We start from the raw sequence: 15,213 nt of genomic DNA, 5'->3' as shown, positions 1-15,213 counted from the left end.
AAATGATCCGTACGGAAGAAATGCTTTTGAATGTAGGTCCTCAGCATCCGAGTACACACGGTGTGTTCAGGCTTGTTATTAAAATTGACGGGGAAATTATTAAAGAAGCTACACCGGTTATTGGATATTTGCATCGCGGGACCGAAAAGATTGCAGAGAGTTTACAGTATACGCAAATTATCCCTTATACAGATCGGATGGACTATTTATCGGCTATGACGAATAATTACGTCATTTGCCACGCTGTAGAGACGATGATGGGGCTTGAAATCCCAGAGCGAGCTGAATACTTGCGAGTACTTGCAATGGAACTCGGAAGGATTGCGAGTCATCTCGTTTGGTGGGGGACAAATCTTCTCGATATAGGAGCGGTCAGCCCGTTTTTATACGCGTTCCGTGAGCGGGAGATGATTATTAATTTATTAAACGAGTTATGCGGTGCCCGGCTTACTTTTAACTATATGAGAGTCGGCGGTGTAAAGTGGGATGCGCCGGACGGTTGGATTGAAAAAGTGGAAGAATTTGTCCCGTATATGAGAGAACAATTGGCGGGTTACCATGATCTCGTTAGTGGCAATGAGATTTTCTTAAATCGTGTAAAAGGCGTTGGTATATATAGCGAAGAAGATGCGATTTCGTATTCTTTAAGCGGAGCGAATTTGCGGTGCACCGGAGTAAACTGGGATCTTCGCAAGGATGAACCGTACTCCATTTACGACCGTTTTGATTTCGATATTCCTGTTGGGAGCGTGGGGGATGCTTGGGATCGCTACGTTTGCCGCATGAAGGAAATTGAGGAGTCGTTAAAAATTGTCGAGCAAGCTGTCCAGCAGTTCCCGAAAGAAGGAGCAGTACTTGCGAAAGTACCGAAGATTATTAAGGCTCCTAAAGGGGAAGCATTCGTCCGTATAGAGTCGCCGCGAGGAGAGATTGGTTGCTATATTGCTAGTGACGGAAAGAAAGAGCCGTACCGTTTGAAGTTCCGCAGGCCGTCTTTTTACAATTTGCAAATTTTACCGAAGTTATTGAAAGGTGAAAACATCGCCAATTTAATTACGATTTTAGGTGGAGTTGATATTGTACTTGGGGAGGTTGATGGCTGATGATTGAAACGCTCTTACAATCACCTTCAAGCTGGACGAATTTCTTCATTTTTTTCGGGTTAGCGGTGCTGCTACTATTTGCGGTCCTTGGCTTTGTTACATATGGTATTTTGGCAGAGCGGAAAGTGATGGGTTTTATGCAGGGGCGGATTGGGCCAAACCAAGTCGGAGGCCGGTTCGGTTTACTGCAAACGGTAGCCGATGTTTTAAAACTATTATTGAAAGAAGATAGTATTCCGAAGGCGGCAGATAAACCGTTGTTTATATTAGCACCTGTCATTGCATTCGCACCAGCATTTATGGTTCTTGCAGTCATCCCGTTTACTGATAAATTTCAGTTCGCGGATATTGGCGTAGGTCTACTGTATTACATTGCTGTTTCTGGCATTACGACGATTGGGGTCATGACCGGAGGATGGGCATCGAATAATAAATATTCCCTTTTAGGAGGGATGCGTGCAGCGGCGCAAATGATTTCTTATGAAATTCCGCTCGTAATGAGTGTAATTGGCATCGTTTTGTTAGCGGGTAGCCTAAATTTAAATGAAATCGTAGCGGCGCAGGAGAATGTTTGGTACATTTTCGTGCAACCAATCGGTTTCGTCGTATTTTTAATCGCAGCGGTAGCGGAGTTAAATAGGACGCCGTTTGATTTACCAGAAGCTGAGTCGGAGCTTGTTTCTGGATATCATACGGAATACTCAGGGTTTCGCTGGGCGTTTTTCATGCTTTCAGAGTACGTATATTTCTTCGGGATGGCATCTTTAATTACAGTGCTCTTTTTAGGCGGATGGAATCCAGTTATGTTCCTTGGATTTATCCCAGGTGCCGTATGGTTTGCTTTAAAGTTTAGCAGTGTAGTCTTTCTATTAATTTGGTTCCGCGTTACGTTTCCGCGTATAAGAGGTGATCAGTTAATGGAGTTTGGCTGGAAAGTATTATTGCCAATTGCACTTGCAAATATTTTCTTAACGGCATTGATTAAGGAGTTATTCTTCTAATCTATGAGGGGGGTGCCAGTAAGAGATGAAAGGGCTATTTAAAGGATTAAAATATACATTAAGCAATTTGAGTAAAAAGAAAGTGACGTATGATTATCCGAATCAACCGTTGCCATTGCCAGATCGTTTTCGAGGGATTCAAAAGTTTTATCCAGAAAAGTGTATTGTTTGTAACCAGTGCTCCAATATTTGTCCGACAGACTGTATTCAGTTAACGGGGAAAAAACATCCGGATCCTACGAAAAAAGGAAAAATTATCGACACGTACGATATTAATTTTGAAATTTGTATTCTTTGTGATTTATGTACAGAAGTTTGTCCGACAGAAGCGATCGTTATGACAAATAACTTTGAACTCGCGGAATATTCACGGGATGACTTATTTAAAAATTTGCAGTGGCTTGATGAAAACGACGAAAACGTCAGAAAGGAGAATAAAGCATGAATGGCGAGTTTATAGCATTCTTTATACTATCCTTGTCTGCAATTATCGGCGGCGTTCTTATGTTGAATTTAACGAAAGTCATGCATATGATGCTAGCTCTCGTTCTAACATTTCTCAGCATTGCAGGTTTGTACTTTCTTTTATCAGCTGAATTTATCGGGGTTGCACAAATTTTACTTTACTCAGGTGCGATCACAATTATTATGATTTTTGGCATTATGTTAACGAAACATAACGCAGAAAATGAATCACGTCTTACTCTTCGAAAATGGATTATCTTCTTTGCGGTTGTAGCATTTGGGGCAGTTATGTATTTCGCTGTTAACAATATTGATTTTGCAAATGAAAGCACACAAGGAAGTTTACCTCTCCATGAAAAAAACACACTTCAAATCGGTACACTTCTCTATTCAAAATATATTATTCCATTTGAGCTAACCTCAGTTATTTTACTTGTAGCACTTGTTGGCGCAATTATTCTTGCGAAGAAGGATGAGAAAGAGGAGGATTCCAATGAGTAGCGTTCCTGCTTCTGCGTATTTAACGCTTGCGATTATTTTATTTTGCATCGGTTTATTTGGAGCTTTAACGAAGCGCAATACAGTAATTGTATTAGTTTGTATTGAATTAATGCTGAACGCAGCCAATTTAAATTTAGTAGCGTTTAGTAAATTAGGTTTGTTCCCAAATTTAACAGGGCAAATTTTCTCTCTGTTTACGATGGCCGTAGCGGCAGCGGAGGCGGCGGTAGGACTCGCCATTTTAATTGCTTTATATCGTAATCGTACGACAGTTCATGTAGATGAAATGGATACGCTTAAAGGATAACATTGTGACCGAAAAGGGGGAAGGAAACAATGATCGATTATGCATGGCTCATACCGCTTTTCCCGCTTGTTTCGTTTTTGTTATTAATTATATTCGGGAAGAAAATTAGAGAAGGAAGCAGTGTACTTAGTATTTTCTTCGTCTTTCTCTCCTTTATATTTGCGGTACTTGTATTAATAGAACGGTTTTCGACAGTACCAGTGAAGCATAAGTGGGTATGGCTTAGAGCTGGAGATATTGATATATCATTTGGCTTTGAAGTGACGGCATTAGGGGCTTTAATGTTGTTTATCGTTACACTTGTGAGTTTACTTGTACACGTGTATTCGAAAGGTTATATGAAAGGTGAGGAAAGATTACCAACCTTTTATGCCTATTTAGGACTCTTTACATTTGCGATGCTCGGGCTTGTTATATCACCGAATTTATTACAGCTTTATATATTTTGGGAGTTAGTCGGCCTTGGTTCATTTTTACTCATCGGTTTTTATTTCTTTAAAGAAGAAGCGAAGGCTGCTGCGAAAAAGGCTTTTATTATGACACGTATTGGCGATGTCGGTTTATTTATTGGGATGATCTTAATTTTCTGGCATGCAGGTAGTTTTGAATATGACGCAATTTTTAGAGCGATTCATACGGGTGATTTGACTCCGACAATGATTACAATAACGGCGATATTAATTTTTATCGGGGCGATGGGGAAATCAGGTCAGTTCCCGCTTCATACGTGGTTACCAGATGCAATGGAAGGGCCGACGCCTGTTTCGGCACTTATTCATGCGGCGACGATGGTCGCAGCTGGCGTATATTTAGTGGCAACGATGTTTCCGCTATTTTCAGCAAGTGCGGTGGCGATGCAGACGGTAGCAATTGTTGGAGCTTTCACTGCAATCTTTGCAGCTTCCATCGGTCTTGTACAAACGGATATAAAGAGAGTGCTTGCTTATTCTACAGTTAGCCAGCTCGGGTATATGATGCTTGCACTAGGATCTGCCGGTTATGTAGCTGGTGTGTTCCATTTAACGACACACGCTTTTTTTAAAGCATTACTATTTTTGGCAGCAGGAAGTGTCATTCATGCAGTGCATACGCAAAACATTAATAAAATGGGCGGTTTACAGAAGAAGATGAAAGTAACGGGTGCCTTATTTTTAATCGGTACTCTTGCAATTAGTGGTGTGCCACTCCTTTCTGGCTTCTTTAGTAAAGATGAAATTTTAGCGGCAGCTTGGATGAACGGCAATTACGTTTTATTCGTCTTAGCGATACTTGCAGCATTCCTAACAGCGTTCTACATGTTCCGCCTATACTTTCTTGTCTTTACGGGGGAAGCGAAGACGAAGGAAGATGTGCATGAATCGCCCCGCATCATGACGTATCCGATGATTGTCCTTGGCGTTCTTGCAGTCGTGGCAGGCTATATAAATACACCGTGGTTTGGAACGTTTCTCGGAGATTGGCTTACGAAAGATGTAGCGTTTAAAGTGCGAGAGGGGCACGGGCCAGTTTGGATTATGATTGTTGCGACGCTCGTTTCTTTGACAGGGATTGCTCTTGCATATGTCATATATGGCAAGAGATCTATTTCTAGAGATTGGGCTGGTGGCGAGGACTCGCCTCTTTATAAACTTTTGAAAGAAAAATATTATGTGGATGAACTATACAATATGACGGTGCTCCCTATTACGAAAGGAATCGCTCATGTGCTTCGCCTATTTGAAGTGTATGTAGTCGAAGGAATTGCCATTTTAATAGGGAGTTTAGTGAAAGGGATAAGTACAATTGGCTCTAGACTCCAAAACGGAAATGTACAAGTGTACGGGACTGTAACAGCTGTTTCACTGGCAGTACTCTTCATTATTTTGCTCTATACGGGAGGGGATTTACGATGAATGATTTGTTATTAACGTTCTTCATTTTTTCCCCGCTTTTAGGAATTCTCTTACTTGCATTCACACCGAAAAAAGAATCGCGTACAGTGCGAGCGCTCGGTTTATTTGGAACGGCGCTTCCATTCGGAATGGCTATCGTCCTCGCTTGTACATATGCTTCTGGAAAGAGTTTGTCTCTATTTGATGAAAAAGTGAAATGGATTACATTTGGGGATTTAGCAGCGGTGGATAAAAGATGGTTTTCCATTTATTACGAGCTTGGTATTGATGGTTTATCGCTCGTTATGATGGTACTGACGGCCCTTCTAGCGATGCTTGCAGCAATTGCAGCATTTACTATTAAAAGAAACTTGAAAGCATTTTATATGCTGTTACTCATGTTAGAAATAGGGATGCTCGGTGTCTTCGCTGCTCAAAATTTAATGTTGTTCTTTATCTTCTTTGAAATTACATTGCCACCGATGTTTTTATTAATTGGGAAGTGGGGGAAATTGTCGAGTGAAAAGGCTGCTTATAGTTATTTAATATATAACGGTATTGGCTCCGCTATTTTGCTCATCGTTTTCTCGGTTTTATTTGCGAAAACAGGTACAACCAATATTACAGAGCTTAAAGAAATATTAACGAGTGTAGGTGCTGGCGGAGGAATGGCTGTCCCAAATAGCTTACAGTTCGGCTTGTTTCTTAGCATAATGATCGCTTTTGCGATTAAACTACCCGTTTTCCCGTTACATCGCTGGATGGTCAATGTACATATTGAAGCACATCCGGCTGTAGTTATGCTTCATGCAGGTGTTTTACTGAAGATTGGAGCATACGGTATAATCCGCTTCGGCCAGGGACTATTCCCGGAATACTTTCGCGAGTTTGCAACGCTCATTGCGATTTTAGGAGTCATCAATTTATTGTACGGAGCCTTCTTAGCGCTCATTCAAACGGACTTCCGGAAGGTGCTTGCTTACTCTAGTATTTCACATATGGGTATTGTATTAATGGGCCTTGGGGCGTTAAATGCACCAGGTACACAAGGCGCTCTATTCCAAGTTGTTTCGCACGGTTTAATTGCGGCCTTACTCTTTTTCTTACTTGGTGTTATAGAACAGCGTTTTGGAACGTCGGATATTACAGCGCTTGGCGGACTTGCAAAAAGTGTACCGGTACTTAGCGGATTCTTCTTAGCGGGAGGAATGGCATCGCTTGGATTGCCGGGGATGTCCGGATTTGTTAGCGAATTTCTTGCCTTTCTCGGTTTATTCCAAGGAGAGCCAGTCGTTGCAGTGGCCGGAGTACTTGGCATCATTTTAACCGCTGTATACGTATTAAGGGCAACACTGCAAGTAACATTTGGTAAGAAAGAGTGGGAAGCGAAAGCTGATATACACGGATGGGAGTATGTTCCTATATTGCTACTTATCTTCTGCATTATTGCAATTGGCGTAATGCCAGAAATACTAGGGGATCCGCTTCAAAATACGTTGAAAACATTGGGGGTGAAGTAGGATGGATATGAATACGTTACTTAGCTTATCGTGGCATCTCATGGTGCCAGAATTCATTATTCTCGGTGCTGCCATCCTTCTTTCCATATGTGATTTGTTTTTTAAGCTGAACCATAGATACGTAGGGCTTGGTGCCATCGCGGCGATCGTATTAGCAATCGTGTCACTAATTACGCTATATAGCGAACCAGCAGGAGATATTTTAAATGGATCATTTGTGTTAGATGGATTTTCAAAAGGATTTAAAACGTTGTTGTTAGGCGGGGCGGCCCTCATTTTATGCATCGCAATGAGCGATGATAAGAAAAATCCAATTGAAGATAAGGGAGAATATTATTACTTATTTTTAATGGCGCTTCTTGGGGCGATGTTTATGGCTTCTAGCGTCGATTTCATTACACTTTTCGTCGGTTTAGAATTGCTTTCACTTTCTTCCTACATTTTAGTAGGAATACGAAAAAAGAACCGTACATCAAATGAGGCAGCAATGAAATATGTCATTAATGGAGGAATTGGAACGGCAATTACGCTCTTTGGAATGAGTTATTTATACGGCATTACAGGATCAACTAATATCGTGGGTATGCAAAAGGTATTTGCTGGGGAACTGGCTGGTGGCATTCAGTTATTGCTAGCTCTTGCATTTCTATTATTACTCGTTGGGCTCTCATTCAAAATTGCGACAGTGCCGTTTCATATGTGGGCGCCTGATGTATATGAGGGAGCGGCTACACCTGTTACTGCTTTTCTTGGAACGATTTCTAAAATTGCGGGGTTCTTACTCATTATTCGTTTGTTCCTCATGGTTTTTGCAAGCGTATCGGTACAAGGAGACATGCAATCTTTATACGGACGTATGAGCATATACATCGCTGTGCTAGCTAGTATTACGATGATTATTGGAAATGTAGTCGCATTAAAGCAATATAACGTAAAACGTTTATTTGCTTATTCAGGAATCGCGCATGCAGGATATTTACTCGTACCGCTTGTAGCATTATCACCATTTACGATGGATAGCATGTGGTTTTACATGCTTGCGTATATGCTTATGAATATAGGTGCGTTTGCAATTATCCACGGCTTAATCTTACAAAGCGACAAAGAAAATATCACCATTTTTACCGGATTATATAAAAGGTCGCCATTTACAGCAATCGTGATGACGATTTTTATTTTATCGCTAGCGGGGATACCAGGAACAGCTGGTTTCATTGGGAAAATTAATATCTTTTTAGGGGCCCTTCATGTAGAGCCAGCTCATTACGTACTAGCTTCTATTATGATGGGGACGACAGTCATTTCATTCGTATATTATTTCCGTATTTTACAGCAAATGTTTTTCCGTACAGGAGAAGTAGAAGAGAAAATTCGTTTGCCACTCAATATAAAGGTTGTGATGAGCCTTTGCGCAATTTCGATTGTAATACTGGGGATTATGCCGATGATTGGGTACAATTTCTTTTATGAATATTTTCCATTAATGAAAGATTTCTTCTTCTTAGGGAACGTGGTACAATAGTGAAAATAAAAGGTGTGGAGTCGTTACTCTGCGCTTTTTATTTTGTGTGAACTACGATTGAAAATGCATATAAGTATACGCTTTTAAAAAGAAAATTACGATGTAAAATGTAAGATGCTTATTTGTATTTGAAAAAGTGTGGCTCCTACTTATTATGGTATCGTTTTTATATGATTTCGTAAGTAGTAGCTAGGTAAAAAGGAGTCGGTTTTTTGGCACATCTTTTAGGGCAACAAGCACTGATTGCTATCGTTTCGCATTTATTGTTTATTACCATTACGTGGTGGGCCTTACAAGGTATTCACATTGAGCGTTTAATGAAGCCTGGAAAGGTGATGCAGACGAGAGTATTACTTATCTTAATTACAATTGCAATTGGGACATCTGTAAGTAACTTTTTCCTTGATTATTTAGGCTATTCAAAGAGTTTAACGTATTTAGTAAAGTAAGTGTATAGAACCTCATATCTCCGTTAACAATGGGGATAGGAGGGGATGAAATTGAAGCTTAAAGCCATTCTTATTGTTGCATTAAGTGTTGTTTTATTTTTGGTTGGGTATAGAGAGATGAAACCAATGAGCGATGAACAGAAGATGGAGAACATGATCGCAGCTGTAGAGAAAAATGATGCTAAAGTAGAGAAATGGTCATGGTTAGCACGAGAAACAAAAACAATTTCTAATATACATACGTTTCAAAAGTTGTTAAACGATGTGAAGGATAAGGCGAATATTCAAAAGTGGGAATTAGAGCAATCTCCAGATGGATATAAAGCTACATCCTATAAAAAATTTTCTTCCTATGAAGAACGAGTAGTAGTAACTTGGAGTAAGGAAAATACTAAAGAAAACACTTTCATTATCTTTGAAGTAAGCGGGGCAAAATGGGACCCGAAGTATATTCAGAAAACGAATAAAATTTTTAGTGAAAAACCTATAATTTACACTTGTGTTCAAGGTGTACTGAATGATAAGATTGAAGGTGTTTTGCAAAATAAAACCAATCAGGTTTTGAAAGATCTTTCAGCAAGAGCGATCGAACAGATAGAAGAAAGAGCATTTGTGTCAGTCTCCGCATACAATAAAAAGTGGGATGACGCTCTTTCAACAAATAGAGAGAAAATAAATGTGCAAATAGCAATACGTTCTACAGACAACAAAGATACAATTGTGGTTGGCACACCGATCATAACTTCTGAGTATTGAGTGAATAGATACTGAAAAAAGGACACGGAGGGGAATAATTTGGAAAAGATCATCGTCCGTGGCGGAAAGCGGTTAAACGGCACAGTGCGTGTTGAGGGCGCAAAAAATGCTGTATTACCTATAATCGCTGCAGCCCTATTAGCGAGTGATGGAAAGAATGTACTATCTGAAGTACCAGTTTTGTCTGATGTATACACAATTAATGAGGTATTACGTCATTTAAATGCTGAAGTCGTATTTGAAAATAACCAAGTAACAATCGATGCTTCTAAAGAGCTAAACATTGAAGCACCATTTGAATATGTACGTAAAATGCGTGCATCTGTTCAAGTAATGGGACCTTTATTAGCACGTAACGGTCGTGCTCGTATTGCACTTCCTGGTGGATGTGCAATTGGTTCACGTCCAATTGACCAACATTTAAAAGGCTTCGAAGCAATGGGAGCAAAAGTACAGGTTGGTAACGGTTTTGTTGAGGCATACGTTGAGGGAGAACTAAAAGGAGCTAAAATTTATTTAGACTTCCCAAGCGTGGGCGCGACAGAAAACATTATGTCTGCAGCTACATTAGCAAAAGGGACAACAATCCTTGAAAACGCAGCGAAAGAACCAGAAATCGTTGACTTAGCTAACTTCTTAAATGCGATGGGAGCGAAAGTACGCGGAGCTGGAACTGGAACGATTCGTATCGAAGGCGTCGATAAATTATATGGTGCAAACCACTCTATTATTCCTGACCGTATTGAAGCGGGAACATTCATGGTTGCAGCGGCAATTACTGGTGGAGACATCTTAATTGAAAATGCTGTGCCTGAACATTTACGCTCAATTACAGCGAAGATGGAAGAAATGGGTGTTAAAATTATTGAGGAAAATGAAGGTGTACGTGTTATCGGCCCAGATAAGTTAAAAGCGGTTGATATTAAAACTATGCCTCACCCAGGTTTCCCAACAGACATGCAATCACAAATGATGGCATTATTACTACAAGCTGATGGAACAAGTATGATTACAGAAACGGTATTTGAAAACCGCTTTATGCACGTTGAAGAATTCCGTCGTATGAATGCTGATATTAAAATCGAAGGTCGTTCTGTTATTATGAACGGTCCAAACAGCTTACAAGGTGCTGAAGTAGCAGCAACTGATTTACGTGCTGCAGCTGCATTAATCTTAGCTGGTTTAGTATCAGAAGGTTACACTCGTGTAACTGAGTTAAAACATCTTGACCGTGGCTATGTAAACTTCCATAAGAAATTAGCTGCATTAGGTGCAACTATTGAACGTGTAAACGAAAAAGTAGAAGAAGTGAAAGAACAAGAAGTTTCTGATCTTCATGCTTAATTGAAATAGTCTCTATGTCTTTTGACATAGGGGCTATTTTTTTGGGCTTATTACTGTTATAGTCAAGAAATTCTATACTTATGCACGTACCAGTAAAAATATTTAGAAAATTTTTGTTTTATATGGATCCCCTTAAGTATGTTCTAAAAGAAAGAGTTGTTCCATAAGAATGAATGGAGTAAAGCTTTTTTTATCCCGCTTTAATGGGCAGTAAGACCCCCACCTCAAAATTCAGCAAAAGCAAAGAAGTTAGGTGGGGGATCAACTGCCCATAAAAGCCCGATTGGTTCAACTAATAATCAGTGGGGGATGAAGGAAACCCCCACTGATTAAAGTTTCACTTTATATTGGGGGAAATAAGATGAAATTTTCAAAGCCACTTTTTATTACAGTAGCGCTTCTCATAGCGCTCGTTATCATTGTACCTGCTGCTCTTGTGATTCCGTTTGCGAAAGCAAAAGTAGAGGGAAAAGCAGCTTCTAAAACTCCTCCAGCGATAGAAAGTATACCAGCTCCAGGAAAAGTGGATACAGCGGTTCAAGTTGCTGTATATCGCGAGAAACAAAAGAAGGTAGAGTCATTACCTATGGAGGAGTATGTGACCGGTGTAGTAGCTTCTGAGATGAATGCCAGTTTTGAAATAGAGGCGCTAAAGGCGCAGGCATTAGCAGCGAGAACATTTGTCGTGCAGCGTATGCTAAGCGGAGGTAAGAAAAACAATGCGGACGTGACAGATACGGTGAAAGATCAAGTGTACAAAAGCAAAGAAGAATTGAAAAAACAATGGGGCAATAACTACGAAAATAATTTGAAGAAAATCGAAGAAGCTGTTTCGAAAACCGCAGGACAAGTTTTAACGTATGACGGAAAGCCAATCTCAGCATCATTCTTCTCAACGAGTAATGGCCGGACAGAAAATGCAGCCGATTACTGGGGAAATGATTATCCGTACTTAAAGAGTGTAGATAGCCCGTGGGATCAAGCTTCTCCGAAATTTACGAGCGAGCAAACCTTTACCGTAGCTGATTTTCAAAAACGTCTCGGTGTGAAAGTGCTAGCAGACGGAAAAGTTGGTGATATTAAAGGGCGTACAGAAGGAAAACGTGTAAAAGAAGTAGCGTTTCAAGGGAAAACATTAACCGGAAGAGATGTACGTGACAAATTAGAGTTACGCTCTTCTGACTTCACGTGGAAACAAGATGGAGATAAAATCATTGTTACGACGAAAGGCTTCGGCCACGGCGTTGGTATGAGCCAATACGGCGCGAATGGCATGGCGGCGGAAGGTAAGAAATATACAGATATCGTCGCTCATTACTATAAAGGCGTTGAAATAAAGACGATGAACGATTATGAAGGTAAGTTGATGGTGAAGAAGTAGGTGTCAGGGTCTCCTGGCACCTGCTTTTTGTTTAAAATATCATAATTTTCCATTAATTGTTTGGTATAATAGGATAAAAAGTATTTGGGGGAGACAAAATGGCGTTACTGGAGTTGAAACAATTAGGTAAGACGAACCAGTTACCGGCAGTTGAACTGAAGGTTGAGAAGGGGCAATGTGTTGTTTTGCAATGTAATAACCATACAGCTAAAGTGTTACACCGTATTATTATTGGTGAGGAAGAAGCTTCAACTGGCAATGTGCTATTTGAGGGAGAGTCGATTGGAAAGAAAAACTATTCTCGCATCGGCTTTTGTTTTTTGAAAGATGAGGCATATGATCGTTTGAAGGTGAAGGAATACTTTAAGTTTTTAATAGGGCTCTATGAATCGAATATGAGTATAGAAGAAGTTGTACAATATGTCGGCCTTTTAGATAAATTAAACGTTAAAATAGAAAAACTATCATTTTCAGAGAAACGTCGTCTTCATATTGGGCGAGTTATGATTCATAATCCGGATTTAGTTATTTTGGAAGAACCAGAGCAAAATGTAGATACAGAGAGTACGATTGTGATTCGAAAAGCAATTATGAAAATGAAAGAGCAAGGAAAGGCGATTTTTATTACATCATCTTTCCTATCGGACGCTCTTTCGTTAACAGAAGATGTATACATATTAAACAATGATGGTGTGAAAAAAGTAGAAATTGAACAAGAGGAAGCAGAAGAGGTCGATGAAGAAAAAGTCGTTCAAATGATTCCGCAAATGAAGTTAGAAAGAATACCAGCGAAAGTAAACGATAAAATCATCTTATTAGACCCAATGGAAATCCATTTCATTGAAACGCAAAACGGAGTAACACATATTCACGTTCGTGAAGGGGATTTCGTATGCGCATTAACATTAAGTGAACTAGAAGCAAGATTAACAGGTTTTGGTTTCTTTAGATGTCATCGCTCGTATCTTGTAAATTTGCAAAGAGTACGAGAAGTGATTACGTGGACTCGTAATAGCTTTAGTTTAATTTTGGATGACGAAAGAAAAAGTTCAATCCCGCTTTCGAAAGGACGAATGGATGAGTTGAAAGGTGTAATTGGGCTATAAAAAGTGCTCCAATAAGCTCAAAATACGATCCATTCATCGGTAAAAATACTCCTTTTACCGGTATTTTACTGCGTAAACCCTTTGATTTTCATATGATTGAGTCAAGAAAAGCGAAACAAACAAACGAAAAGCGCTAAAGCGACTTTCATCTATAAAAGAAAAAACAAAGGGGATGACGAGATGACATTGGCAATTGAAATGAAAGATGTAATGAAAAGTTTCAATGAAAAAACGGCACTTCGAAATGTAAATATTGAGGTGAAGCAAGGAGAGATTTTCGGATTCCTCGGACCGAGTGGCTCTGGGAAAACGACAACAGTAAAAATTTTAACTTCTCAATTACTTCATAGCGTTGGAACGGTAAAAGTATTAGGGAAAGATATTACAGGGCCAAGCAGCATCGATTATAAACGAATTGGTATTTTAACAGACAACAGCGGTTTATATGAGAGACTTAGCATTTATGATAATCTACTATTATTTTGTGACTTATACGATTGCAAAAAAGAACGAATCGATGAAGTACTAGCGCAAGTAAACTTATTAGATGATAAAAAAACATTAGTAAAAAAACTATCAAAGGGAATGAAGCAGCGCGTTACATTAGCTAGAGCAATCCTTCATAAACCAGATATCCTCTTCTTAGACGAACCAACATCTGCACTCGATCCAGTTAACGTACAAAACATTCATAAGGTCTTAAAAGATTTAAATAAAGAAGGAACGACGATTTTCTTAACGACTCACAATATGGAAGAAGCAGAGACGCTTTGTAACCGCATCGCCTTTCTATGTGGCGGAGAAATTGTAGCACTTGATACACCAGAGAACCTTCGCTTACAATATGCGAAAGATCAAATACAAGTCGTATTAAAAGATAAGCAAAAAGAAGTGGTGCAAAAAGATGAATTAGGTGCAAAACGTATTTCAGAATGGATGAAAAAAGGTGAATTACTATCCATTCACTCACACGAACCAACGCTAGGCGATATCTTTATTGAAGTTACTGGGAGGGGATTATAATGACATTTTCAATGAGAAGATTTTCAGCTATTTTTCGGAAAGAGGTACAGGATATTAAAGCAAATGCATCTGTACTCGTAATGGCGGCACTGCCACTCGTATTTTCTTTTGTTTATCAACAGATGGATGGACCGAAAGAGCAAATCGCTAATATGGTAACTTTAATGGCTTTAACAATGGTAGGAAGCTTTGTTCAAGCAGCTTTAATTGCGGAGGAAAAAGAAAAACAAACGCTACGTGTAATGATGTTATCTCCAGCATCAACATTAGAAGTATTGCTAGGAAAAAGCGCATTAACAGCTCTTATTACATTCGTAATTTGTATTAGTAACTTTGCGATTTTAGGTGTAATAAAGGGGAATATGGTTTTAATTGCTCTATTTTTACTTGTTAGTATATTTTTCTTCCTTATGTTAGGTACGGGGATTGGATTAATAGCTAAAACAACGGCGTCAACATCAGTAGTAGGTATGCCGATTCTATTTGTTTTTTTTCTAGCTCCAATGTTAGGCGGATTTATTAAAAGTGAGTTTGTAAAAAAGGCAATCGATTTCCTTCCAACGAAGCATCTTGCGGACGCAATGCCGAAATTGCTGGCTGGAAAAGGATTTTCGACTGTTAGTGGTGATTTAATCAATATTATAATTTGGTGTGTGCTTTCCATTATTCTTTGTATTGTAGTTTACAAAAAGAAACAAATGGACTAAAAACTGAGCCAAAACGCTCAGTTTTTTCTTTTTTCTATCATTTCCTCGGAAATTTTACAATTCTTATACATATTTTTACATATTTTGTCGAAAAGTAATTAGTTATAGGTTGTATAGGATGCGTGAATATTGTTCAAAATGATTGCTGAGGTGATGA

Annotated in this window: 15 protein-coding genes; all 15 read left to right on the top strand. The window is 39.3% G+C overall.

Going from position 1 to position 15,213, the window contains the following annotated elements:
* Positions 1-2: 2 nt before the first annotated feature.
* The 15 genes from nuoD to ACTFRN_RS15295 all read left to right on the top strand — a co-directional run bounded on the left by nuoD (position 3) and on the right by ACTFRN_RS15295 (position 15,056).
* Complete coding sequence (gene nuoD, locus ACTFRN_RS15365; RefSeq protein WP_000621448.1) at positions 3-1,103, top strand: NADH-quinone oxidoreductase subunit NuoD; 1,101 nt, start codon at positions 3-5, stop codon at positions 1,101-1,103.
* A complete protein-coding gene (gene nuoH / locus ACTFRN_RS15360) occupies positions 1,103-2,104 on the top strand; it encodes an NADH-quinone oxidoreductase subunit NuoH (protein ID WP_000573423.1) in 1,002 nt (333 codons plus the stop codon). The genes nuoD and nuoH overlap by 1 nt, the downstream gene beginning before the upstream one ends.
* Positions 2,105-2,129: 25 nt before the next feature.
* Complete coding sequence (gene nuoI, locus ACTFRN_RS15355; RefSeq protein ID WP_000677191.1) at positions 2,130-2,549, top strand: NADH-quinone oxidoreductase subunit NuoI; 420 nt, start codon at positions 2,130-2,132, stop codon at positions 2,547-2,549.
* Positions 2,546-3,070 carry an NADH-quinone oxidoreductase subunit J gene (locus ACTFRN_RS15350; RefSeq protein WP_001012803.1) on the top strand — a complete coding sequence of 175 codons (525 nt, stop codon included), beginning with the start codon at positions 2,546-2,548 and terminating at the stop codon, positions 3,068-3,070. Before nuoI ends, ACTFRN_RS15350 begins: the two co-directional genes overlap by 4 nt.
* Positions 3,063-3,377 carry an NADH-quinone oxidoreductase subunit NuoK gene (gene nuoK / locus ACTFRN_RS15345; protein ID WP_000100078.1) on the top strand — a complete coding sequence of 105 codons (315 nt, stop codon included), beginning with the start codon at positions 3,063-3,065 and terminating at the stop codon, positions 3,375-3,377. The genes ACTFRN_RS15350 and nuoK overlap by 8 nt, the downstream gene beginning before the upstream one ends.
* Before the next feature lie 29 nt (positions 3,378-3,406).
* Complete coding sequence (gene nuoL, locus ACTFRN_RS15340) at positions 3,407-5,269, top strand: NADH-quinone oxidoreductase subunit L (protein WP_088106309.1); 1,863 nt, start codon at positions 3,407-3,409, stop codon at positions 5,267-5,269.
* Positions 5,266-6,768, top strand: a complete 1,503-nt coding sequence (locus ACTFRN_RS15335; protein ID WP_000998900.1) for an NADH-quinone oxidoreductase subunit M — start codon at positions 5,266-5,268, stop codon at positions 6,766-6,768. Before nuoL ends, ACTFRN_RS15335 begins: the two co-directional genes overlap by 4 nt.
* Before the next feature lie 7 nt (positions 6,769-6,775).
* Positions 6,776-8,290 (top strand): NADH-quinone oxidoreductase subunit NuoN, encoded by a 1,515-nt coding sequence (nuoN, locus tag ACTFRN_RS15330; protein ID WP_041184560.1) that lies wholly within the window; start codon positions 6,776-6,778, stop codon positions 8,288-8,290.
* Between the two features lie 212 nt (positions 8,291-8,502).
* On the top strand, positions 8,503-8,739 hold the full coding sequence (locus tag ACTFRN_RS15325; RefSeq protein ID WP_000940742.1) for a DUF1146 family protein: 237 nt from the start codon (positions 8,503-8,505) through the stop codon (positions 8,737-8,739).
* Between the two features lie 51 nt (positions 8,740-8,790).
* Positions 8,791-9,495 carry a YwmB family TATA-box binding protein gene (locus tag ACTFRN_RS15320; RefSeq protein WP_000767919.1) on the top strand — a complete coding sequence of 235 codons (705 nt, stop codon included), beginning with the start codon at positions 8,791-8,793 and terminating at the stop codon, positions 9,493-9,495.
* Between the two features lie 39 nt (positions 9,496-9,534).
* Positions 9,535-10,839, top strand: a complete 1,305-nt coding sequence (gene murA, locus ACTFRN_RS15315) for a UDP-N-acetylglucosamine 1-carboxyvinyltransferase (protein WP_000411263.1) — start codon at positions 9,535-9,537, stop codon at positions 10,837-10,839.
* A 361-nt stretch (positions 10,840-11,200) separates the two neighbouring features.
* Complete coding sequence (gene spoIID, locus ACTFRN_RS15310) at positions 11,201-12,220, top strand: stage II sporulation protein D (RefSeq protein ID WP_000672638.1); 1,020 nt, start codon at positions 11,201-11,203, stop codon at positions 12,218-12,220.
* A 98-nt stretch (positions 12,221-12,318) separates the two neighbouring features.
* Positions 12,319-13,326, top strand: a complete 1,008-nt coding sequence (locus tag ACTFRN_RS15305; RefSeq protein WP_001185955.1) for a LytTR family transcriptional regulator DNA-binding domain-containing protein — start codon at positions 12,319-12,321, stop codon at positions 13,324-13,326.
* 180 nt (positions 13,327-13,506) lie between these two features.
* Entirely contained in the window at positions 13,507-14,349 is an 843-nt protein-coding gene (locus tag ACTFRN_RS15300) for an ABC transporter ATP-binding protein (RefSeq protein ID WP_000170842.1), read from the top strand.
* Positions 14,349-15,056, top strand: a complete 708-nt coding sequence (locus ACTFRN_RS15295) for an ABC transporter permease (protein ID WP_000144429.1) — start codon at positions 14,349-14,351, stop codon at positions 15,054-15,056. Before ACTFRN_RS15300 ends, ACTFRN_RS15295 begins: the two co-directional genes overlap by 1 nt.
* The last annotated feature ends 157 nt before the right edge of the window (positions 15,057-15,213 follow it).

Source organism: Bacillus cereus group sp. MYBK245-2 (assembly GCF_051916145.1).
Classification (GTDB): domain Bacteria; phylum Bacillota; class Bacilli; order Bacillales; family Bacillaceae_G; genus Bacillus_A; species Bacillus_A pacificus.
Note: the sequence above shows the minus strand (reverse complement) of the source record. Positions and strands in the feature narration are given on the sequence as shown.